The sequence below is a fragment of the Actinomyces sp. S6-Spd3 genome (assembly GCF_000758755.1).
Taxonomy (GTDB): Bacteria; Actinomycetota; Actinomycetes; order Actinomycetales; family Actinomycetaceae; genus Pauljensenia.
In genome coordinates this window covers 135,381-155,964 of sequence record NZ_JRMV01000275.1, presented here as the reverse complement: position 1 = coordinate 155,964, position 20,584 = coordinate 135,381, and the positions used below count along the sequence as shown (strand labels likewise).

Below are 20,584 nucleotides of genomic sequence, written 5' to 3'. Positions count from 1 at the left end.
ACGCCCACAAATGACCTTGAAGAAGAGGTGTCCTACCCCTACCGTCTTTCCGTCTAAAAGCAGGTCAAACATCAACCTTCCACTTGAGGTTTAAGGTTGGTGCGCAGAAAGAGGGCAGGGTTATGGTCGCACCGCAGAATCATCTGGCGGTTATTAAGGTCGTCGGAGTCGGTGGTGGCGGTGTGAACGCCGTCAATCGAATGATTGAAGTGGGCTTGAAGGGCGTTGAATTTATCGCCGTGAACACGGACGCGCAGGCGCTGCTCATGTCCGATGCAGAAACCAAGCTTGATATCGGTCGCGATCTCACGCACGGCCTCGGCGCTGGCGCAGATCCTGCGGTCGGTCGCCAGGCTGCCGAAGACCACATTGACGAAATCACCGAAGCCCTCGAGGGGGCAGACATGGTCTTCGTGACCGCGGGTGAAGGCGGCGGTACCGGTACGGGCGCAGCCCCCGTCGTTGCAAAGATTGCGCGCACCGCGGGTGCACTGACCGTCGGTGTCGTCACTCGTCCCTTCTCCTTCGAAGGAAATCGCCGTGCTTCTCAGGCGGATGCAGGTGTGGAAAAGTTGCGCGAAGAAGTCGACACCCTCATTGTGATCCCCAACGATCGCCTCCTGCAGATTTCTGACGCGAATATTTCGGTTCTTGAAGCTTTCCGCGCTGCTGACCAAGTCCTCCTTTCAGGTGTCCAGGGCATCACTGAACTGATCACGACTCCGGGTCTGATCAACGTTGACTTCAACGATGTGAAGTCCGTGATGAAGGATGCCGGTTCTGCCCTCATGGGTATCGGCTCTGCAACCGGTGAAGATCGCGCTCTGCGCGCGGTTGAGTCCGCAATTTCTTCGCCCCTTCTCGAGGCCTCGATCGATGGTGCGCACGGCGTCCTCATGTTCTTCCAGGGCGGTTCCGACCTTGGTCTGCAGGAGATCTACCAGTCCTCGCTCCTTGTTCGCGAGGCCGCGCACCCCGAGGCGAACATCATCTTCGGCTCGGTTATCGACGATTCGCTGGGCGACGAGATCCGCGTGACAGTTATCGCTGCAGGCTTTGATGAGGTTGCGACGCAGGCAGGCCCGATCAGTGAACCCGTCATCGCGCCTCGCCCCGTCCAGACTCGCCCCGAAAAGAGCGAACAGCAGCCGGCACCGCAGCGCCGCCTCGGTGAGGTTGCCTCGACTCATACCGCTGCACACCGCGCAGATCCGGAACTGCCGACTCGTACCAACCAGATTCCGATCGCGCGTCCTACCGAAGAAGACGGATCGAAGGAAGTTCCTTCTTCCCTCGAAGTTCCTCGCGTCTTCGAAGAGGAACAGCATTCGGATGTCTTGGACATTCCGGACTTCCTGCGCTGATGAAGCATACTGACCTGCCCGGTGCCCGCGTCTTCTTCACTGAAGTTGGCGCGGGCACCGACCCATACCGGGACAACTATGGCGCGCATGTTCCCGATGACCCTCGGCTTGTTGAAGAACGGCGTTTCGGACTTTTTACTCAGATCGGGGCACCAATCGTTTGGATGAACCAGACTCACTCGGCCACTGTTGAGATTCTTGATCCTGCGAAGATCTCTTGTTATGACTCTGGGCGCATGGGGGAGTGGGGTCCCATCGAGTCTGACGGAATCGTCGTCGATTCTCGTCAATGGGAAACCCCGCCAGCCCTTGCGGTAATGACAGCAGATTGCATGCCGGTATTGTTGAGTTCACGCCAGGGAGTCATCGGTGCGGTTCACGCTGGTCGGGTCGGCTTCCTTCACGGAATCTTGTCGCACGCCCTTGATGCTTTTCGTTGCTGCGGCGTGCAAAATGAAGAAATCTCTATGCTCATCGGTCCGTGTATCTGCGGCAAATGCTATGAAGTTTCGCCGCAGATGAGAGAAGAAAGCGCCGCCAGCTGCTCCGCCATTGCCTCGCAAACGTCATGGGGCACCGAGGCCTTAGATTTGCCGGGTGCTGCCTTACAGTGGGCCCGCGAACGTGGAGTTAGCGCGTCTTGGGTGGGCGAGTGTACGCTCGAGAACCCGGCCTACCATTCCTACCGTCGTTCCCCCGAATGTGGGCGTTTTGCGTCGGTAATTGCGACATGCCGACACTCTTAAGCTGAAGCGATGCTCTGGGGCATTACCTTGTGCACAGGTCCCATTATTTCAAGGAGAGCATGATGTCAGGCTTCGGAGCGAAAGCACGCCAATTCATGGGTTGGTACACCCCGGAAGAGGTCGATGAGAGCACTTTGGACTTCCTTCCCGAAGAGTTTGAGGAGACAGAGGTGGCTCACATTACGCCCACTCCCGCATCGAATGTCACTCCGATCCACCGCGAGGAGCGTCGTAGCTCTCAGCAGGCCGATCTTTCTCGCATCGTGACGGTTCGCCCGCTGAACTACAATGATGCTCCCGCAATCGCTGAGCCCTACCGTGACGGTATTCCGGTGATTATGAACCTCTCGGAGGTTTCCGATAAGGATGCGCAGCGCTTCATTGATTTCGCTGTCGGTCTGACCTACGGACTCCAGGGTGTTTTTGAGCGCGTGACCGATCGCGTCTTCCTCCTGTCGCCCCACAGCGTTGAAGTTACTGGCGACGTCACCGGCTCCAATCGTTCGGCTACCGCGCTCTTCGGACGCTGACAATGCTGTTCCTGCGGTTGGGAGGAGCGATTGCTCTTCTTGCCGGTCTTTACATGCTCGTGCTGATCACGCGCATGATTTTTGACTGGATTCGCCTCCTTTCGCCGTTATGGCGGCCACGGGGAATCATTCTGCTGATCGCGAATGTGAGCTACTTTCTCACAGACCCTCCGATAAAGTTTCTGCGCAAGATCATTCCGCCTGTTCGTTTGGGAGGAAACCTCTCTATCGACACAGCCTTCATGATCGTCTTCTTAGTGACGATCCTGTGTGAAAACCTTGGTGTTTTTATTCGAGGCTTCGGTGTTTGATCTGTGCAGCTGACGCGCGCTCTCGATCCCGTCGCGCTTGCGTGTCACCCGAGTAATAAGTGAAATATGGGGAAATTGGTGTTATTGTGACGCTAGTTCCGCTATTATTCCAGTGTGTAGTTCGGGTCATCCTCATCGGTGATCCGGTGGTGTAAGTGCACTTGCGCCACGTAACAAGTACCGAGAGGTAAACAAATGGCTCTGCTCACAACCGAAGATGTTTTGAACAAAACCTTCAACATCGTTAAGTTCCGTGAAGGATACGACCAGGTCGAGGTCGACGATTTCCTTGATGAAGTTGTCTCCACGATCTACACCCTCCAGGCTGAGAATCAGAACCTGCGCGAAGAGCTTGAAGCAGCTGAACGTCGCGTAGCCGAGCTGTCGAACGGCCAAGCCACCACCTTCACGGCACCCGAAGAACCCGAACCCGTCGTCGAAGAGGCACCTGCCCCCGCAGCTTCTGTCACCGAGACTGTCGTTGCCGCTCCTGTCGCCCCCGCGACCCCGGAGAGTGCAGAATCTGCAACCTCGATGCTCGCTTTGGCTCAGCGTGTCCACGACGAATACGTGCGCGATGGTCGCGAAGAGTCCGACCGAATCATTGCTGACGCCAACGCAAAGCGTGATGAGATCATCGCCGATGCCCAGAACCAGCACCAGAACATCCTCTCCCAGCTGGATCAGGAGCGCTCGCTGCTCGAAGGAAAGATCAACGAGCTTCGTTCCTTCGAAGCCGAATACCGTGCGAACCTGCGTGACCACCTCGAGGGCCTGCTCAAGGAAGTAAACGCCGGTACGCAGAACTGATTGTCTTTTCGACATCCGTTATCTTCCCTATGACGGTGGCGCCTGAGCGGCGTCACCGTCATAATCTTTATGTGAAGAAAAATAACCGCGCAATGCTCATTTGGGCCTACCTCATTGCAATCCTTGCAATCGCACTCGATCAAGCCTCGAAGTTTTGGGCGTTGAAGAATTTAGGAGACGGCACTGTTCGTCCGCTTCTTGGATCTTTTCTCCGCCTTGAACTAACCGCCAATCCGGGCGCTGCGTTTTCACTGGGATCTCATACAACGATCATCTTCACATGCATTGCCTGCGTCGTTGTTACTGCAATCATTATGTATCTTCCCCGCGTTCGTTCGCGCTTCCTTGCCTTTGGCTGCGCTCTTCTCTTGGGCGGGGCAGCGGGCAACCTCATCGATCGATTTATCCAAAACCCAGGCTGGGGTAACGGACACGTTGTTGATTTCATTGGTTACGGGAACTGGTTCATCGGGAACGTCGCCGATATCTGGATTGTCTGCGCTGTCATCCTTCTCTTTATCGGTAGCTTTATCGGCCCCAAACGTAGCGCTCACTGATCATGCCTGAAACTCGCCTCATGCCTGTTCCTGACGCTCTCGTGGGAGAGCGTATTGACGCAGCTCTTTCGCGAATTCTTGGACTCTCGCGCTCGCGCTGCACTGATCTCATCCTTGAGGGCCACATTCGAGTCAATGGGAATCCAGCTTCAAAGTCACTCAAACTTGGCGATAGTGACCTCCTCGAAATCACCATCCCAGATCCGGAAGTTCCTGTCACTCCCGTTGTTGGTATGGATATTCTCTATGACGACGATGACATCGTCGTTGTGAATAAACCCGTCGGGGTTGCTGCTCACTCTGGTCCCGGCTGGACGGGCCCGACAGTTGTTGGCAATCTTGCAGCAGCGGGATATCGCATCACGACACACGGTCCTGTTGAACGTCAGGGAATCGTTCACCGCCTCGATGTGGGAACCTCAGGTGCGATGATGGTTGCTAAATCGGAACTCGCCTACTCGGTCATGAAGCGCGCATTCAAGGAGCGCACAGTCCGAAAGATTTACCACGCGGTTGTTGCCGGGCATCCCGATCCGGCCTCGGGAACGATCGATGCACCCATTGGTCGTCACCCTTCGCGCGAGTGGCGGATGGCTGTGATCGACGGGGGAAAACACGCGGTGACGCATTATGACACCCTCGAGTTGATGGCGGGTGCGGCGCTGCTCGAAGTCCACTTGGAGACCGGGCGTACGCATCAGATTCGCGTTCACATGGCGGCTGTCGGGCATCCTTGCGTCGGAGATGTTTTTTACGGGGCGGATCCGACGAAGGCGGAGGAACTGGGCTTGGAACGTCAATGGCTTCATGCCGTTGAACTTGGCTTCACCCATCCGCGCACTCAACTTCCTGTAACTGTTCGCGCGCCTTACCCGGATGACCTTCAAAGAGCTCTTGATACTTTGCGTGAAGCCTAAGGCTTGGACTCTCGATTCAATCAGTACGGCCTGAAGAGAAACACTAGACTGGAAACATGGCACCTGTGGACTCGTTCGTGCACCTGCACAATCACTCGGAATACTCGATGCTCGATGGAGCTGCGCGAATCAAACCGATGGTGGCAGAAGCCGTACGTTTGGGGCAGCCCGCAATTGGTCTGACCGACCACGGATACCTCTTTGGTGCCTATGAGTTCTACGACGCAGCAACGAAAGCCGGCATTAAGCCCATCATCGGACTCGAAGCCTATGTGACCCCCGGGACCTCTCGTTTTGATCGCCAAAAAGTCACTTGGGGTGAGCCCTGGCAGCGCTCGGACGACGTATCGGCCTCGGGGTCCTACAATCACCTCACGTTGATCGCCTACTCAACCGAGGGAATGCACAATCTTTTCCGCTTGGGATCTTACGCCTCGGTAGACGGACAATTCGGTAAGTGGCCGCGCGCAGATAAAGAACTCCTCGAGCGCTTCCACAAAGGATTGATTGTCTTCACCGGCTGCCCCTCCGGAGCTGTGCAGACCCGCATGCGTTTGGGACAATGGGACGAGGCCGTGGCGGAGGCTGCGGAACTACGCGATATTTTCGGACCCGAGAACTTCTACGTCGAAGTCATGGATCACGGGATTGAGTTTGAACGCCGTACCCAAAAGCAGCTCCTCGAACTAGCCAAGCTCATGGATGCTCCGCTGGTAGCGACCAACGATGCGCACTATGTGAAGAAAGAAGACCGCGGGATCCAAGACGCGCTCTTGTGTATTAACTCGGGGTCGCGGATTTCTGACCCTGATCGCTTTAAATTCGACGGCGATGGCTACTACATTCGTCCCTCCGAAGAGATGCGCTCGATATGGAAAGAACTTCCCCAGGCGTGTGACTCGACACTTGAGATTGCCGAAAGATGCGAGGTCCACTTCCGTACCACCGCGGAAGGCGCCTCGTATATGCCTGACTTCCCGGTGCCCGAAGGAGAAGACAAGACCTCATGGTTCATCAAGGAAGTTGAAAAGGGACTTCAGGAGCGATTCCCGAAGGGAATTCCAGACGCTGTGCGTAAGCAAGCAGAATACGAGGAAGACGTCATCATCAAGATGGGTTTCCCCGGTTACTTCCTGACGGTTGCGGACTACATCAACTGGGCGAAGAGCCAAGGAATCCGCGTGGGGCCGGGCCGTGGTTCCGGTGCAGGATCCATGGTCGCCTACGCGATGAAGATTACGGAGCTTAACCCCCTCAACCACGGGCTCATCTTCGAACGCTTCTTGAACCCCGAACGTATTTCGATGCCCGACTTCGACGTTGACTTTGACGAACGTCGTCGCGATGAAGTCATCGAGTACGTCAAGCAAAAGTACGGCGAAGACCGTATTTCTCAGGTCGTTACCTACGGTCGAATCAAGACGAAGCAGGCTTTGAAGGACTCCGCGCGTATTTTGGGGCGCGACTTCAAAGTGGGGGAGCAGCTGACGAAGGCCCTGCCGCCATCGGTCATGGGCAAGGACATTTCTGTTGCGGGCATCTTCGACGAGAATGACAAGCGCTACGCCGAGGCGGCGGAGTTCCGTAAGTATTACGAAGAGAACCCGGACATTCACGAGGTCGTCCAATATGCCCTGGGCCTTGAAGGACTGACGCGTCAGTGGGGTGTGCACGCCTGCGCTGTCATTATGTCTTCGCATACGCTCACGGACATCATCCCGATCATGAAGCGCCCGCAAGACGGCGCAATCATTACGCAGTTTGACTATCCGACCTGTGAAGGGCTCGGCCTGCTCAAGATGGACTTCTTGGGCCTGAGAAACCTCACCGTCATCTCAGATGCTTTGGAGAACATCAAGCTCAACGGGAAAGAAGATCCAGATCTAGACCATGTGGCGCTGGATGACCCGGCAACCTACGAGCTATTGGGACGCGGAGACACTCTGGGTGTTTTCCAGCTTGATGGCGGTGGCATGCGCGATCTTCTCAAGCTCATGAAACCCGATAACTTCGAAGACATCTCGGCTGTCGGTGCGCTGTATCGCCCGGGGCCCATGGGCGCAAATTCCCACACGAACTACGCGCTGCGTAAGAACGGGCGTCAAGAGATCACCCCTATTCACCCCGAGCTCGCGGAGCCACTCGAAGACATTCTTGGCACGACTTTCGGTCTGATCGTCTACCAGGAACAGGTCATGCAGATCGCCCAGAAGCTGGCAGGCTACTCTCTGGGACAGGCAGATATTCTGCGTAAGGCCATGGGTAAGAAGAAGAAGGAAGTTCTGGACCAACAGTTCAAGGGCTTCCGCCAGGGAATGATCGATAACGGGTACTCCGAGGAATCGATTCAAGCTCTGTGGGACGTCGTTGTTCCCTTCTCTGCCTACGCTTTTAACAAGGCACACTCTGCGGCATACGGTTTGGTGTCCTACTGGACTGCTTACCTGAAAGCGAATTACCCGACCGAATACATGGCAGCCCTGCTGACCTCAACGAAGGACAACAAGGACCGTCGTGCTCTCTATTTGGCGGAATGCCGTCACATGGGCATCACGGTGCTTCCTCCGGATGTCAATCATTCGATGGGAACCTTTGCTCCTGATGGGCAGGATATTCGTTTCGGTTTGAACGCTATCCAAAACGTTGGAGCCAACGTCGTTGATGCCATCGTGGAGACCCGAAAGGAAAAGGGAAAGTTCACCAACTTCCAAGACTTCCTCGACAAGGTTCCCCAGGTTGTGTGTAATAAGCGCACCATTCAGTCCTTGATTCGTGCGGGAGCTTTCGACTCGCTTGGCTACACCCGCCGTTCGCTTCTCGCCCGCTGCGACGAGGCCGTGGATGCAGTGATCGACCTCAAGCGCAACGAGGCAATCGGGCAGTTTGATCTTTTTGGCGGCATGGGGATGGGAGATGAGCCGGGTTCTTCACTGGCCATCGAAATCCCGAATCTGCCTGAATTCGACCGCCGCCAAAAGCTCGCCGAAGAACGCGAGATGCTGGGTCTGTACGTCTCGGACCACCCTCTGCGCGGCCTCGAAGGCGCGCTGGAGAGACACCAAGACGTCGAAATTGCGCAGATCGTCGGTGGGGAAGAATCCATGGTCGACCGAACGGTGAAGATCGCGGGATTGGTTTCCGCGGTCCAAACAAAGGTCACGAAGCAGGGCAATCCTTGGGCAATTGCAACGATTGAAGATCTGAGCGGTTCAGTGGAAGTCCTCTTCTTCCCCCGTGCCTATGAGACTGTCCAGACTTTCCTTGCTCCCGACTTGGTTGTTCAGATTGAAGGGCGCGTCAATACGCGTGACGAACAGGTATCGATCTACGGACAGTCCATGAATATCCTGGAATTGCGCGAGGACGGTAATGTTCCCCTTGACCTGGAATTGGCAGCATCGCGCTGCACACCTGAGCTTTTGCGTGAACTCAAGGAAGTCCTAGAGACTTTCCCCGGGTCGTCACCCGTCCGACTGCATCTGCGTGAACCCGGACGTGTCACCATCGTTGAGCTGGACTCTTCACTTCGAGTCACGCAATCGGGCCCCTTCTTTAGCCACGTGAAGGCGGTTGTCGGTGCGGATGGTGTTCTAACCTCGCACTGATCGCACGAAACCCGGTAGAAAACGCCGCCAATGGGGGAGCGCGGCATCTTTGCGTGGTGGCCGGTGGCCTCGTCGCTTAATCGACGACGCTCACGCGCGCCGCGTAGGTCCCCGTGGCGGTGTGAAGCTCGACGAGTTCTCCATCCTCAAGGGCATGTCCGCGCCTAGTCTCTACCTCGCCATTGACGCACACATCGCCACTTTGGATGAGTTCGCGTGCCTCGGCCCCATCTTCAACAAGGCCAGAAAGTTTCAGGAACTGTCCAAGGCGGATAGCCCCGCGAACCTCGATTGTGGGGACCGATGACATATAGACTCCTAGGTTTCCAAAGTCTTCTTTTTGCTTCGTATTATCACACGCGCCGCGCACGCGATACGATAGGCCAAGTAATCAACACGAAGTGGGAGGGCCCTGTGTCTGAAGACCAGAATCGGGATCTCGATGCGCAATTTCGCGATCTAGTCGCAGGCATGGAAACCGATTTGGACGCGGGCGGTGTGCCGGAAGATGCGGCGGCCAGCCAGAACCCAACCACTGATGATCTTGACACTCCCGTTGATGAGGCTCTTCACCTTGAGGGGGGAAAGCTCTCCGTCGCATTGATCCTCGCGCCGATTCCTTCCGCTGAGGCCCTGCACTCCCTTCTTGCCCTTTCCGGAATTCACGAGGCCGTGGTCCGTCTGAAACCGTGGACGGGAGTTTGGCTTCGCGTGCAGACCCAGACGACGCAAGAAGACGAACTGAACGTCCTGCTCACTGGGCGTCGAGCGATGCCCGCCGAGGTCGACAAGGTTGCTTCTGTGATCTCGCGACTTTCGAAGTATGGAGCAGTTGCGATCATGTCCTGGCTCGTTGAGGGCGATGGAATCGAACCGGGAGTCTCGGGGCAAATTACCGCTCAACGCTACGTCAATGGCCATAGTGAAGACGATATTCCAGCGGGGCTTTTGCTTGGAGCAATGCCTCAGGCAACCGAGGATTTACTTCTTGGGCGTACGGTTCCCGAAGACTATCCCGATTCGATTCAAGCCGATGGTAAAGGCGGCAAACGAGGCCGTTTCATGTGGTTCAGGAAGCGTTGATGGTGGATATCGGAGAGGCGCAGAAGAACCGTTTGGCTCAGCGCTTAGCGATGGCTTCTCACAACCGTGAGGATTCTGGTCAGCTCTTGGAAGCAACCGCGCGGGCTCTTCAAAGCGGTGAAGACGGTAGTGCGTCTCAGCTTGAGGCACTGGTTCATGCCTTCGAAAACGAACGCGTAATTGTCCCGATCCGCGTTGAAGAAGATCCTCGGGTGACAGGGATTCACGCGGGGGAGGCCGGACATGATCCCGTCGGATTTCTTCGCGTTGAAACGGTGGCAGGGCCAGCGATTGCTGCCTTTACCTCCGCGCAGTCACTGGGCGCGTATGACCCGAATGCTCGTCCCATGGCGCTGAGCTTTCGCCGCCTCGCATTGGCTGCATTAGTTGAGAGCGCAGGCAAGGTTATCGTGGATCCTAGCAGCCGCGATATTCTCATCCCTCGCAGTGCAACGAGCGCGCTTGCTCAGGGAGATCATTGGCTCCCAGCATGGAAAGATCAGGAACTACGGGACCTTCTTTTCCGGCAGGCACAGGATGAATGCTCATCGATTATTGATCTGAGCGTCGAGTATGCGGGAATGGGTGTATGTAGGGTCAGCCTCGTCATTGATCCGCAAGCAGTGGAAGAAGCGGATCGTGCGCAGTTGCGCGAAAGAGTCTTGCACACGATCGACGTTCTGAATTCGAATAAGCGTCTGAGAGCCGTTGCTGATGATATTCAGTGGGTTCCGCGCTGGGGGACACTAGCCGGATAGGGGCATCACAGGGCGAGCATGTGAGAGATTCCATCGCTGTGGCTTGTGAAGGGCCTTCGCGTTGAATGGAATCTTTTGCTAAGATTGTTTCGACCAATCGGGGATTTCGCCCCGATCGTGCAAGCGGAGTTTCTCCCACCTTGATTCCCGCCCGGGTTACCGGGTTGCCCACGTAGAGCCAGGGGATCGGGTTAAACGGTAGCATCCGGACGGATGTTGTTGCCGGGATAAGCCTTCGTGCGCACAGTGGCACGGAGGCATTTTTCGTGTCACGGATACGACTGTGGAAGGAGCCACTCATTAGCGAGCCTCGCATCAATGAGCGGATTCGAGTTCCCGAGGTACGTCTCGTGGGACCCGGAGGAGAACAGGTTGGTGTTGTCCGCGTGGAAGACGCACTGCGTCTTGCCGAAGAAGCGGGCCTCGACCTGGTCGAGGTTGCACCCGACGCTAAGCCGCCGGTTGCAAAACTCATGGACTACGGAAAGTACAAATACGAAGCGGCCCAGAAGGCCCGTGATGCTCGCCGTAACCAGGCGAACACCCAGCTGAAGGAAATCCGTTTCCGACTGAAGATTGATGACCACGATTTCTCTGTTAAGAAGGGACACGTTGAGCGTTTCCTTTCTGCCGGTGACAAGGTCAAGGTCATGATCATGTTCCGCGGTCGTGAGCAGTCACGACCCGAAGCGGGCGTCCGACTCTTGCAGCGTCTGGCTGAAGAGGTGGGAGAACTCGCCACCGTCGAATCTATGCCTCGTCAAGATGGCCGCAACATGACCATGGTTCTTGCGCCTACGAAGCGCAAGTCCGATGCGGTGAACGAGCAGCGTAAGCGTCGTGAAGCCGAGCGTGAAGAACGCCGCGGTAAGCGCGCTGAACGCGCCAGTAAGGACCAAGCTCGTGCGGCCTCGCAAGAGGCTGATGCACAGAAGTAGTGAAGGCAGGGGCTCAGCCCCCGTCCGGAAGAAGAAGGATCAAAATAATGCCGAAGAATAAGACGCATTCCGGTGCAAAGAAGCGTTTCCGCTTGACCGGAAAGGGCAAGATCATGCGCGAGCAGGCAGGCGCACGCCACCTCCTCGAGCACAAGTCCTCCCGCAAGACCCGTCGTCTGGCCACCGATCAGGTTCTGGCCACCGCCGATGTCAAGCGCGTCCGTTCCATGCTGGGCAAGTGACCCGCACCTTCGACAAGGAGATTTAGAAAATGGCACGTGTTAAGCGTTCTGTTAACGCCAAGAAGAAGCGTCGCACCGTACTTGACCAGGCATCCGGCTACCGTGGCCAGCGTTCGCGCATGTACCGCAAGGCCAAGGAACAGGTCACGCACTCATTCGTGTACTCGTACCGTGACCGCAAGGCGAAGAAGGGCGATTTCCGTCGCCTGTGGATCCAGCGCATCAACGCTGCTTCCCGCGCACAGGGCATGACCTACAACCGTTTCATCCAGGGTCTGAACCTGGCAGGCGTTGAGGTCGATCGTCGCATGCTGGCCGAACTGGCCGTCAACGACATTGCCACCTTCAACGCTCTCGTTGAGGTCGCCAAGAAGGCTCTGCCGGCAGACGTGAACGCCCCCAAGGCCTGAGCTTTTGGTGAATAACTTTTCTGAACGCCCGTCCATCCTCGATAATCCTCATGCTGAACGCGTGAAGAAAGTCGCGGCTCTGGCCGGGCGTTCGGCGCGTTTCAAGCACGGGAAAATTCTGGTTGAGGGCCCGCAGGCAGTTCGTGAACTGGTCCGGCATCGTTCCTCCTTCGTCGAGGACGTGTATTACTCTGCATCTGCAGCGCGCCTACACAGCGAGCTTATTTCCGAGGCAACGCAGGCCTGCCGCTGGGTTCATGAAGTCAGTGATGAAGTCGCCCAAGCAATCAGCCGCGACAGCCAGGGAATTTGCGCAGTTGCACGTGCAGAGGCAATTGAGACGTCCCTGCCCGAAATCCAAAGTGGGGATACCCTCGTCGTCATTGCTCAGGGGAGAGACCCGGGTAATGTCGGCACCATCATGCGTACCGCAGATGCGATGGGGGCTCGGGCAATTATCAGCGTCAAGGGAAGTGTTGATTCTTCCAGTCCAAAGGTCATTCGCTCCTCTGCTGGCTCGGTTTTCCATCTTCCCATCGTCCCCGCTGCATCTTTTGACGAGGCCTGCCAGACTTTGCGCGGCATGAATGCTGCAATCCTCGGGACTTCCGGTGCGCAAGGTGCCTACAGCCTGAGCTCATTAATGTCGTATGCCGCCTGGGAAAGACGCGGCTGGCTTGCTCAAACCCACGCATGGGTCTTCGGAAACGAGGCACAGGGAATGAGCGATGATGAAATGGCCGCATGCGATGCTCTGGTGATGATTCCGATGAGCGGCCAGGCAGAGTCCCTCAACGTTGCAAGCGCCGCTGCGATGTGCCTCTTTGCGTCGCAGAGCGTTCGCCTAGGCTAGGTCTTCTGCTGGGACGAAGAATCATTCATAAAAGTGCCCGGTGTTTCTTTTGAAACACCGGGCACTTGGTATATGCGAGAGTGAAGGCTACTTGACCTTCTTGATGCGCATGATGAGCCATGCGGCGACCAAAACGACGATGATCGCAACGATGAAAACGACCGTGTAGGCCGATGTCGGCGTTGTTGTCGTATGAGTGATGTTCTTGACGATGACGACAATTGCAGAGGTCATCAGTGAGCCGATGACCATCGACAGTGTGTTCGCCAGGTTCAAAATTCCTAGGTCCTTACCGGCCTCATCAGGGTTGGGGAGTACCGAAACGTTGAGTGCTTGATCAATTGCGTTGTAAACGCCGTAACCGAGCCCTGCGATGCCTGCGAAGAGGTACATGCCCATCTGGGTATGGAAGATCAAGGGCATTGCGGAACCGATGGCGAAGAGGACGCTTGCAAGCGCCACGGGGAGCTTACGACGGCCGATGTAGTCGGTAATCGGACCCGCGCCTAAAGCCGCGACCAGTGAGACTACCAGAGTAATCACTGCCATCGAGGCAATGAGCTCCGCCGCAAGTGTGGTTGCATTGGAATTACCTGCGAAGATGTAGTCCTTAGCGATGTAGAGCAGGTAGGTGTTGATCATCCAGTAGCCGCCCATCATCAAGGTGCGGCCAACAAGTGCGTAGTAGAAATCAGGAGCGTTCTTAGGTGGACGGAAAGATTCTAGGATGCGCTTCACCGAGAAGCTCTCATCGGATTCGCCTCGGTTGTCGCCTTCGCGAGGCCAGATAATGACGGTGACAATACCGATAGCAGCGAAGACGGCTGCACCGAGGAGCCATCCGTGTGTCAGCCCGTTATCGACTTTCAGTAGGCGCGCGCCAACAAGGTTACCAATGGTCTGTCCAGCGGCGATGCCTGCACCGTAGAAGCCCGAGATCGTGCCTCGAACCTCGTCGGGGATGCGGTCAGACATTGTTGCCACAAAGGGAGCAAGCATGACGTTGTATCCCAGCTGGGCGGTGCACCACAGCAATAGGATCATCGGGAAGGAGTTCTGGTTCAGTGCAAGCAGGGCCATTGCACCACCAGCAATCAAACCGCCCAGAATGATCCACGGAGTGCGCTTACCGAAGCGAGAACGCGTCAGATCAGAGAAAGTACCGAAAATAACGTTCGCAAGAAGTGCGACTACGGAACCAACGGCGTTGATCGTACCCAGCATCGACTCTTTGCCAGCGGCGTTAATGTTCTCAAGAACGGCCGGTAAAATCACGGAGGTCAAGGCAACCCAGGGGATCGCGCAGGCAACCGCGCTCAAGGTAAAACCAATGCTCAAGCGAATGAGCTTGATTCGCTTTGTCCTCGATTGAGGAGTGCTTGTAGCCATGATGAGTTCCTTCGGGGATGACTAGTTAGCGACGGGAGGATTGGCAAGAAGATCATCGGTCGTGTGCTCGCCTTGGCCATCAGTCCACGACAGCGAAGCAATAGAACCGGTTTCCGACGGGGCGGCCGGATTGAAAGTGAGCTTTGCACTCGTGCCGGCGCCTTCCCACGCCAGCGTCAGCACTTCGCCATCTCGCTGGTAAGAGAAGGTTCCGTCAAAAGCTGGAAGAGTATTGCGGAACGCGCACAAAGCGTTGAGCGCCTGAACAACTGGGCGCTTGAGGTTCTCTTCAACTTCTTGTGCCGTGTAGTAGTGGCGGTTGATGTCACGCCCGACATTGGTGCGCTTGAGCAGTTCCATGTCATTGGCGCCGGCCATTGCACCCACGTAGTAGACCTGGGGGATTCCCGGGAGGAAGAACTGAACTGCACGAGTTGCCAGGTAATGCTGGTCATTGCAGCCCAATGCCGAGTAGTAGGTCGAATTGACCTGGTAGAGATCCAGATTCGAGGCCGCAGCCCCCGTTGCTTCGCGAGATTCTCCTTGGGTGTTTGCGTGGATTGTTTCGACGAGGCGGTCAACATCAGGATCGGGAACCAGTCCCTTGAGGGAGCGATCCAGCTGGTCTGAACCGATGTCGATGACGCCGATTCCGTCGTGAGTATCCAAAACGGTCACGGCGTTATTCGGACGCACGTTGATCCAGTGCTCAAGAGCATCGACGCTGCCCGAGAAGATTGAGTGGAGCAAGAGCGGAGGAAGGGCGAAGTCATAGACGCGGTCGACCTTGCTGGCAATGTCGATTTGCTTCTTGTAGTAGGAGTGAACCTCAATAAGGGTTTCGAGGCCCCTCTTTGCGCCCTCTTCCTTGATACGTTCGATCAGTCTGAAGGTCTTAGGAATCATGAAGCAAGATGTACGCGCTTCCTTCGCCCCGTAGCCTACGGCGTCGAGGCGAATTGAAGAAACATGGCTTGCCCCGAGCTGATCGAGGATTGACATCAGGTATCCCCAGCCCTGGTCAGAATCGGTATCGATGTCAACCTGTTGCGGAGTGAAAGTTGTCCAGACCAGTCGTGTCTTATTGCCCCATGTGTAATGGGTGAGGGGAAGACCGGGGCGAGGGCGATAGATGCCAGCGACTTCTTCTTCGGTCACGCCTTCGGGGAAGACGCTGGACAAGGTCAGGAACATCGGGGCGAAGGGGCTGTCTTCGCCGTTCTTCATGACATCTTGGAACTGTTCTGATTCCCAGGAAACGTGATTGACGATGGTGTCAACCATGATTTCGTGGCTCTTTGACAGTTCTGCAACGTCGTCCCAAGATCCAAGCCTTGGATCAACCTTGGTGTGATCGACGGGGTCAAATCCTGCATCGGCGCCATCAAAGGGAGTGAAGAAAGGGAGAATGTGAACGCCTTCGTACACCCCCGAGAAATGCCGACGCAGTGTTTCCGTCAGCGAGGAAATCGTCTTGCCGCCGAAACGATCGGCGTAGGTGATGAGCTGAACCTTATTTTGCATGGTTTTCCCTATTCTGGTGGTGTGCGATCAGCGCACAGGCCTCCTCAAAATGGTGTTCCCAAACACATAACATCTGTGAACGTTTTTAGAATAGCGGTTAGTTAACTAAATGCTTCATGGAGTCCACGATCTGCAGCAAGCAAATAAATGCATTTTTGCTGGAAAACTTCTGGGAAGAGTATCTCTTCATCTCTCAAACCGTCTTTGACCTGCACTTTCAGGGAATGGGGTTGCTCAGGTTGATTCTATGGTGGCTGGGATCAAAGGCAGGGTAGTGGAGAGAAGGTAAAGAAAAAGGCCGAACTCGCAAAGCGAGCTCGGCCGATCTCAGTCTGAATCAGGCAGCGCGAACGACTCGATCAGACTTCAGGCACTTGGTGCACACGTTCAGGCGCTTGGGCGTCCCATCGACCAGGGCGCGAACGCGCTGAATGTTCGGATTCCACCGGCGGTTGGTACGAACGTGCGAGTGCGACACGCTCTTGCCGAAGCCGGGTCCCTTACCGCACACGTCACAAACGGCAGCCACGATGTTCTCCTCGGTTTTTCTTACACGATTAGTTGTCTTGACCTTGAAGATCAAGAGGCCATTGGTGACAGGTCACCGCAGGCAACTATGACACCTTATCTGATTTCGCCTCAAATAACCAAGTCCACGGGGGAAATATGCGTGTCAGGTGGCACACATGTGTGTGGGCGCGAAACAATGTCATCATCCCCTTCAACCCACAACAGTACGTTACAAGACGTCGATCAAAGGATAAGTGGTGTCTTTAGACTCTGGAGTGCTCGCACGCAGCTTTCGCATTGCAGCAGACGAGATGACAAAGCTTGCGCCTTTTATCGATGACCTCGATGGTGTCGGTGGTGGCGATTGCGATACGGGAACAAACGCCCGAGTCACTTTTGAAGCTCTCGCCCATTCCCTCAGTGGATTTCCCGAAGATGATCCTTTGTCTGTCGGGCTGGATGTCGCACTCCAAGCCGGAGTACGTGCTTCCTTGGGACACTGCGGAATACTGATCGTCTCCATCTTGCAGTCTTGGCGTGTGGCTCTTGGAGAACAAGAACTCACCCCCATTCGCCTGCGACGTATGCTCGTCGCAACCGCATCTGCCTCCTCAACTATCAACGGTCACACCGCGGCCTTCGATGCGATGATCGCTGAAGCTTCCTCAGAGCTCATGGGACTTGGAGATACTCTGCCAGAAATTCCCGAGGAACTCTCCGCCTTCTGTGCCGCTGCGCAATTTGGCCTCGTCGAGGCCACCGGTGCTTCGACGGGAACAATCGATGCAGGAGCCGCTGTCGTCGCACTCATGCTCAGTGCTCTTGACGCAGCATGTCGCGATGATCTCGGAATGCTCGAGTCTCTTGCCGCGATGCTTGCTGAACTTGCCGGACAAACTGCGAGCCGCGTGCGTCCCGGCGCTCCCGCTCCCGATCGTGCCTTCACCGTTGACGTGATTCTTCAAGGAACTCAAGACGATTGCGAGGCGCACTGTCGTCACCTCGATGCTTTAAACGCCCGCTACTCGTGGATCGGTCAGTCTGATCTCTTCGGGCTGGGGGAGTGGCGCTTCCATATTGATACTGCCGCGCCTCTTTCTGTTCGCCCGCACCGAGGACGCACCCTGCGTTTCCATGTCGCCGATGCGCGGCCTGACGAAACAATCGGTATCGATACTTTGGCCGATGGCGTGACGCACCGCGGGATCCGACTCCTCGAGCGCCAACCGATCCGCCGAGTAGAACGCGCTGCAGTAGTGGCTTGCACTCGCATCCCCGGAATGGTTGAAGACCTTGCACTGTGCGGTGCGCACGTGTTCCTCGACCCTCAGCTTGAAGACCTCGAAGCCTTAGTCCAGCCCGCCCGCTGTGCCTCCAGTGGTGTGGAATTGATCGTTCCTAGTGATCGTGACTGTCTTGCTTTGGCGCAGAGGATCAGCGTGTCTTACGAGCGCTTGGGTGCAGAGCCGGAACTGAGCGTTCTCATCGCCTCGTCGCACAATGAATTGGAAGCACTCGCGGTCAGTCGCGCCTGCGCACCCCTTTTCGTTCCCCAGCCCGGGGGACGGCAAGTGGCTCCAAGGCTTTGCGCGCTTGTTGAAGAAAACGCGCAAAGCGCATTACTCGCCCAGCATTCCAGGCCGATCGAAGCGGATTGGCAAGTCGAGGACATCTCACGTGCTGTGCAAGAACTTATCTCCTACGCCCCTTCTCGGTGGGCTCTCCTAGCCGGTAGTGAAGACTCAGGCACTCTTATCGCCGTGCTGCGCCAGCTCTTAGACGGATTAAACCTCGAAGTGAGCGGTGCAGATCTTGAGGTCATCGACGCTTCTCCCCAGGTGCATTCTCTTGTGCAGGCCCTGTCGTGAATCCGCTTGATACCCCGCTGAATCTGCGCCTTCCTGCCAAGCTCGCGAAGAAACTTGAGAAGGCGGGGATCAATACTGTCGGAGACCTGCTTCTTGAAGCGCCGAGGCGGTACTACCACTGGGGTGCGCTGACCCCCATGCATATTTTGCGCAGCGGTGAAGACGTCACAATCTTGGCGGAAGTCGTCAGTACTCGCCTGATCCCGAATCGCTCGCGGGCAGGAGTGCGCCTCGAAGTGCTCCTCACGGATGGCACAAGCCAGATGAGTGCCACCTTCTTTGCTGCAAATCCCTACAAGCTCAGCGTTCATGAACGCCTACTTCAACCGGGAGAACACTTTCTTTTCGCCGGGAAGGTCGGATCATATCGCGGGAATCTGCAGCTGGTGCATCCCGAATTCGAGGGAGTCGAAGACGATCAAGATGATCGTTCCCTCCGTGAGAGATCGCACCGTCCAATCCCCATTTATTCCTCTAAAGGCGGCATCACCTCGTGGGTGATCGCCCGAGCGATTGCTGTTCTCCTTGAATCGATTGATCTCGATTCAATCCCAGACCCTATTCCGGATAGTATCCGCAGACGCTACGATATTGATCCCCTTGGCCGGTCACTCCTCCTTCTTCACCAAGGAACAAGTGACGAAGAAGTGGCACGAGCGAAGAAGAACTTGCGGTGGAGGGAAGCCTTTATCCTCCAGGCTTTTCTTGCGCACAGACGTCTAGGCAACAATGCGATGCAGGCATGCGTCTCGCCGCATTCCTCGCCCGAATTGACCGCCTTCTTGTCCTCTCTTCCCTTTACCCTGACCGATTCCCAAAAGAAGGCGATTGAACATATCGGCGCGGGACTGGCGGATTCTCACCCGATGCAGCGTCTCCTTGAAGGAGACGTCGGTTCTGGGAAAACCGTCGTTGCACTGGCCGCACTTATCCAAGTTGTCGCTGCCGGGCATCAGGGTGCTCTTCTAGCTCCGACCGAAGTTTTAGCTAAGCAGCACGTGGATTCTTTGCGCGCTTTGCTTGCCCCTCTTGAAAAGGCCGGTTTTCCAATCGACCTGCGCCTTCTCACGTCCTCGACACCCGCTCCAGCTAGGCGCGAAATTGAACGCTTGCTTGCCTCCGGGGCGCCGCTCATTGTCGTTGGCACCCACGCCTTGCTTTTTGCTCGTAATCTCTTCGCCGACCTCGCTTTGGCAGTGATCGACGAGCAGCATCGTTTTGGTGTCCAACAGCGCGATGCCCTTCGTGAAAGCCGTAGTGATGGCTTGCTGGTCCACCAACTGGTCATGACTGCAACGCCAATCCCAAGAAGCGTCGCCATGACGATTTTCGGCGATCTCGATGTCACCGTCATGAAGGGACTTCCCAAGGGACGTCAGCCCGTCGCCACCTACGTCGTTGACGCGGGGAATGAAGCGTGGATGAGTCGAATGTGGCAGCGCGCTCGTGAGGAAATCGACGGAGGTGGACGCGTTTATATCGTCTGTCCCCGCATCGACGACTCTGATACGAGCGATGCGCTCGTCGATTCTGAATCTTCTGTTCCCCTGGCCTCGGTTTCCCAAACCCTGCTCGGCCTTTCCAAGATCGAACCCTTACGCGGGATTGGTGCAGCAACTTTGACTGGGCGTGACAGTGGCGAGGATAAAGAAGCCATCATGAGTGCCTTCGCAAGTGGTGAGTGCCCGATTCTTGTGGCTACTACCGTCATCGAGGTCGGAGTCGACGTTCCCGAGGCGACCATGATGATCATCTTGGATGCGCAGCAATTTGGCCTTTCTCAGCTCCATCAATTGCGCGGGCGCGTTGGGCGCTCCTCTCGAGCGAGCGTGTGCATGGCAGTTCATCCCAGCGCGATCACCGATACTTCCGCCAAGCGCCTCGAGGCTTTCGCCTCCACGACAGACGGCTTTGTCCTTGCCGAGGCCGATCTTGCGTTGCGTAGGGAAGGGGATGTTTTGGGATCGGCTCAGTCTGGAAAATCCTCTCGTCTGCGTTTCTTAAGCGTTGTTCGCGACGGGGAGATTATTGAGGAGGCGCGTTCGTGCGCGCAGGAGCTTCTTGCCTCCGATCCTGACCTGAGTGAGCACACCGAGTTGCGACAAGCTCTCAATGACGCTTCAAGCGAAGAGCTCGTGTGGATGGAGCGTAGCTAACGTAGTCTTAAAC

The 20,584-nt window shown here is 56.2% G+C and carries 20 protein-coding genes; 16 read left to right on the top strand and 4 right to left on the bottom strand.

Features of this window, described 5'->3' with window-relative positions:
* The first annotated feature begins 122 nt into the window (after positions 1-122).
* From ftsZ to dnaE, 8 genes are all read left to right on the top strand, one after another.
* Entirely contained in the window at positions 123-1,364 is a 1,242-nt protein-coding gene (gene ftsZ, locus HMPREF1627_RS04960; protein ID WP_034501612.1) for a cell division protein FtsZ, read from the top strand.
* Positions 1,364-2,110, top strand: coding sequence for a polyphenol oxidase family protein (locus HMPREF1627_RS04955; protein WP_034501611.1), 747 nt, complete (start codon positions 1,364-1,366; stop codon positions 2,108-2,110). Before ftsZ ends, HMPREF1627_RS04955 begins: the two co-directional genes overlap by 1 nt.
* A gap of 59 nt (positions 2,111-2,169) precedes the next feature.
* Positions 2,170-2,640 (top strand): cell division protein SepF, encoded by a 471-nt coding sequence (locus HMPREF1627_RS04950; protein ID WP_034501610.1) that lies wholly within the window; start codon positions 2,170-2,172, stop codon positions 2,638-2,640.
* Positions 2,641-2,642: 2 nt separating this feature from the next.
* Positions 2,643-2,951 (top strand): YggT family protein, encoded by a 309-nt coding sequence (locus tag HMPREF1627_RS04945; RefSeq protein WP_034501609.1) that lies wholly within the window; start codon positions 2,643-2,645, stop codon positions 2,949-2,951.
* A 195-nt stretch (positions 2,952-3,146) separates the two neighbouring features.
* The gene (locus HMPREF1627_RS04940) at positions 3,147-3,761 is read left to right on the top strand and encodes a DivIVA domain-containing protein (protein WP_034501608.1); all 615 of its coding nucleotides are present in this window, start codon (positions 3,147-3,149) and stop codon (positions 3,759-3,761) included.
* A gap of 71 nt (positions 3,762-3,832) precedes the next feature.
* Positions 3,833-4,318, top strand: a complete 486-nt coding sequence (gene lspA, locus HMPREF1627_RS04935) for a signal peptidase II (RefSeq protein WP_234305250.1) — start codon at positions 3,833-3,835, stop codon at positions 4,316-4,318.
* A 2-nt stretch (positions 4,319-4,320) separates the two neighbouring features.
* On the top strand, positions 4,321-5,235 hold the full coding sequence (locus HMPREF1627_RS04930; protein WP_034501606.1) for an RluA family pseudouridine synthase: 915 nt from the start codon (positions 4,321-4,323) through the stop codon (positions 5,233-5,235).
* Positions 5,236-5,291: 56 nt separating this feature from the next.
* Positions 5,292-8,840: a DNA polymerase III subunit alpha gene (gene dnaE / locus HMPREF1627_RS04925; RefSeq protein ID WP_034501605.1), complete on the top strand. Its 3,549-nt coding sequence runs from the start codon at positions 5,292-5,294 to the stop codon at positions 8,838-8,840.
* A 76-nt stretch (positions 8,841-8,916) separates the two neighbouring features.
* On the opposite strand, the gene HMPREF1627_RS04920 is transcribed toward dnaE, so the two are convergent.
* Positions 8,917-9,150, bottom strand: a complete 234-nt coding sequence (locus HMPREF1627_RS04920; protein ID WP_034501604.1) for an RNA-binding S4 domain-containing protein — start codon at positions 9,148-9,150, stop codon at positions 8,917-8,919.
* Between the two features lie 161 nt (positions 9,151-9,311).
* Between HMPREF1627_RS04920 and HMPREF1627_RS04915 the strand changes: the two genes are divergently transcribed.
* The 6 genes from HMPREF1627_RS04915 (at position 9,312) to HMPREF1627_RS04890 (ending at position 13,124) form a co-directional block, all read left to right on the top strand.
* Positions 9,312-9,923, top strand: coding sequence for a hypothetical protein (locus tag HMPREF1627_RS04915; RefSeq protein WP_052040852.1), 612 nt, complete (start codon positions 9,312-9,314; stop codon positions 9,921-9,923).
* Positions 9,923-10,681, top strand: coding sequence for an SseB family protein (locus HMPREF1627_RS04910; protein ID WP_034501602.1), 759 nt, complete (start codon positions 9,923-9,925; stop codon positions 10,679-10,681). The genes HMPREF1627_RS04915 and HMPREF1627_RS04910 overlap by 1 nt, the downstream gene beginning before the upstream one ends.
* Positions 10,682-10,947: 266 nt before the next feature.
* A complete protein-coding gene (gene infC, locus HMPREF1627_RS04905) occupies positions 10,948-11,619 on the top strand; it encodes a translation initiation factor IF-3 (RefSeq protein WP_072456100.1) in 672 nt (223 codons plus the stop codon).
* Positions 11,620-11,666: 47 nt separating this feature from the next.
* Positions 11,667-11,861 carry a 50S ribosomal protein L35 gene (rpmI, locus tag HMPREF1627_RS04900; protein WP_034501600.1) on the top strand — a complete coding sequence of 65 codons (195 nt, stop codon included), beginning with the start codon at positions 11,667-11,669 and terminating at the stop codon, positions 11,859-11,861.
* Positions 11,862-11,890: 29 nt separating this feature from the next.
* Complete coding sequence (rplT, locus tag HMPREF1627_RS04895) at positions 11,891-12,271, top strand: 50S ribosomal protein L20 (protein ID WP_034501599.1); 381 nt, start codon at positions 11,891-11,893, stop codon at positions 12,269-12,271.
* Positions 12,272-12,278: 7 nt separating this feature from the next.
* Complete coding sequence (locus HMPREF1627_RS04890) at positions 12,279-13,124, top strand: TrmH family RNA methyltransferase (protein ID WP_034501598.1); 846 nt, start codon at positions 12,279-12,281, stop codon at positions 13,122-13,124.
* 87 nt (positions 13,125-13,211) lie between these two features.
* Here the strand turns inward: HMPREF1627_RS04890 and HMPREF1627_RS04885 are convergent, their stop codons facing one another.
* The 3 genes from HMPREF1627_RS04885 to rpmB form a co-directional block, all read right to left on the bottom strand.
* The gene (locus HMPREF1627_RS04885) at positions 13,212-14,513 is read right to left on the bottom strand and encodes an MFS transporter (protein WP_034501597.1); all 1,302 of its coding nucleotides are present in this window, start codon (positions 14,511-14,513) and stop codon (positions 13,212-13,214) included.
* Between the two features lie 21 nt (positions 14,514-14,534).
* Positions 14,535-16,037, bottom strand: coding sequence for a sucrose phosphorylase (gene gtfA, locus HMPREF1627_RS04880; protein ID WP_034501596.1), 1,503 nt, complete (start codon positions 16,035-16,037; stop codon positions 14,535-14,537).
* A 337-nt stretch (positions 16,038-16,374) separates the two neighbouring features.
* Positions 16,375-16,566 carry a 50S ribosomal protein L28 gene (rpmB, locus tag HMPREF1627_RS04875; protein WP_019127135.1) on the bottom strand — a complete coding sequence of 64 codons (192 nt, stop codon included), beginning with the start codon at positions 16,564-16,566 and terminating at the stop codon, positions 16,375-16,377.
* A gap of 238 nt (positions 16,567-16,804) precedes the next feature.
* Here rpmB and HMPREF1627_RS04870 point away from each other — a divergent pair, with 238 nt between their 5' ends.
* Both HMPREF1627_RS04870 and HMPREF1627_RS04865 read left to right on the top strand, forming a co-directional pair.
* Positions 16,805-18,415: a hypothetical protein gene (locus HMPREF1627_RS04870; protein ID WP_034501595.1), complete on the top strand. Its 1,611-nt coding sequence runs from the start codon at positions 16,805-16,807 to the stop codon at positions 18,413-18,415.
* Positions 18,412-20,571 (top strand): ATP-dependent DNA helicase RecG, encoded by a 2,160-nt coding sequence (locus tag HMPREF1627_RS04865; protein ID WP_034501594.1) that lies wholly within the window; start codon positions 18,412-18,414, stop codon positions 20,569-20,571. Before HMPREF1627_RS04870 ends, HMPREF1627_RS04865 begins: the two co-directional genes overlap by 4 nt.
* Positions 20,572-20,584 lie beyond the last annotated feature (13 nt).

Bases quoted from the DNA above. Each gene is read 5' to 3' on its own strand.
- ftsZ (WP_034501612.1), top strand. From the start codon at position 123: ATGGTCGCACCGCAGAATCATCTGGCGGTTATTAAGGTCGTCGGAGTC.
- gtfA (WP_034501596.1), bottom strand. From the start codon at position 16,037: ATGCAAAATAAGGTTCAGCTCATCACCTACGCCGATCGTTTCGGCGGC.
- HMPREF1627_RS04945 (WP_034501609.1), top strand. From the start codon at position 2,643: ATGCTGTTCCTGCGGTTGGGAGGAGCGATTGCTCTTCTTGCCGGTCTT.
- HMPREF1627_RS04885 (WP_034501597.1), bottom strand. From the start codon at position 14,513: ATGGCTACAAGCACTCCTCAATCGAGGACAAAGCGAATCAAGCTCATT.
- dnaE (WP_034501605.1), top strand. From the start codon at position 5,292: ATGGCACCTGTGGACTCGTTCGTGCACCTGCACAATCACTCGGAATAC.
- HMPREF1627_RS04910 (WP_034501602.1), top strand. From the start codon at position 9,923: ATGGTGGATATCGGAGAGGCGCAGAAGAACCGTTTGGCTCAGCGCTTA.
- HMPREF1627_RS04920 (WP_034501604.1), bottom strand. From the start codon at position 9,150: ATGTCATCGGTCCCCACAATCGAGGTTCGCGGGGCTATCCGCCTTGGA.
- rplT (WP_034501599.1), top strand. From the start codon at position 11,891: ATGGCACGTGTTAAGCGTTCTGTTAACGCCAAGAAGAAGCGTCGCACC.
- HMPREF1627_RS04940 (WP_034501608.1), top strand. From the start codon at position 3,147: ATGGCTCTGCTCACAACCGAAGATGTTTTGAACAAAACCTTCAACATC.
- HMPREF1627_RS04930 (WP_034501606.1), top strand. From the start codon at position 4,321: ATGCCTGAAACTCGCCTCATGCCTGTTCCTGACGCTCTCGTGGGAGAG.
- rpmI (WP_034501600.1), top strand. From the start codon at position 11,667: ATGCCGAAGAATAAGACGCATTCCGGTGCAAAGAAGCGTTTCCGCTTG.
- HMPREF1627_RS04950 (WP_034501610.1), top strand. From the start codon at position 2,170: ATGATGTCAGGCTTCGGAGCGAAAGCACGCCAATTCATGGGTTGGTAC.
- HMPREF1627_RS04955 (WP_034501611.1), top strand. From the start codon at position 1,364: ATGAAGCATACTGACCTGCCCGGTGCCCGCGTCTTCTTCACTGAAGTT.
- HMPREF1627_RS04915 (WP_052040852.1), top strand. From the start codon at position 9,312: ATGGAAACCGATTTGGACGCGGGCGGTGTGCCGGAAGATGCGGCGGCC.